At 48.2% G+C, this 687-nt stretch carries 1 protein-coding gene; it reads right to left on the bottom strand.

Going from position 1 to position 687, the window contains the following annotated elements; translation table 11 throughout:
* Nucleotides 1–687 (bottom strand): immunoglobulin-like domain-containing protein (locus tag PCORN_RS16850; RefSeq protein ID WP_036082759.1); only part of this gene is annotated, 687 nt, incomplete at both ends.

The following is a 687-nucleotide window of genomic DNA, read 5'->3' on the forward strand; positions in this document are numbered from 1 at the left end:
TTTGATGTTGTCGCTGATGTCGCCGTCTTCCAAGTCACTTGCGGAAACGCCTGTCATTGGGTCAAACGCAAGGTGTGCTTTAACGGTACGATCGGCTGCTGTGATCACTGGTTTTTCGTTGGTTAAAACGGTCACCGTGATGGTTTTCGTTGTGGTGTTGTTATCGGAATCGGTCACGCTGTATGTGATCGCGTATGTGCCCGCAACATCTGGATTCACGTTGTTGCTCGTGATTTTGACTGCTTTTGTTACATCGCCATCTTCTAAATCACTCGCGGAAACAATCGTCATTGGATCGAATGCGAAACCGGCTTTGAAGGTTTGGTCAGATACGTGAATTTCTGGTTTGTCGTTGGTGCGCACGTATACGTGACGTGTTACGGTTGTCGTATTGCCGTCGGAATCTGTCACGGAATACACGACCGCGTATAGCCCTTCGGATTTCATGTTTACATTGCTGGATACGACTTGGATGCTGGACGTTAGATCGCCATCTTCGAGGTCACTTGCTGTGATGCCGTCAAGTGGGTTAAACGTGTCGCCTGCTTTCAGGTAAACGTCGCTTGTTGTGATTACAGGGGCATCGTTGGTTAAAATGGTGACTTGGATGGTCTTCGTTGTGGTATTGCCATCGGAATCTGTCACGCTGTATGTCACGTGATAGACACCTGCTTTTTCTGTGTTCAC

The organism is Listeria cornellensis FSL F6-0969, from assembly GCF_000525855.1.
In the GTDB taxonomy this organism is placed as follows: domain Bacteria; phylum Bacillota; class Bacilli; order Lactobacillales; family Listeriaceae; genus Listeria_A; species Listeria_A cornellensis.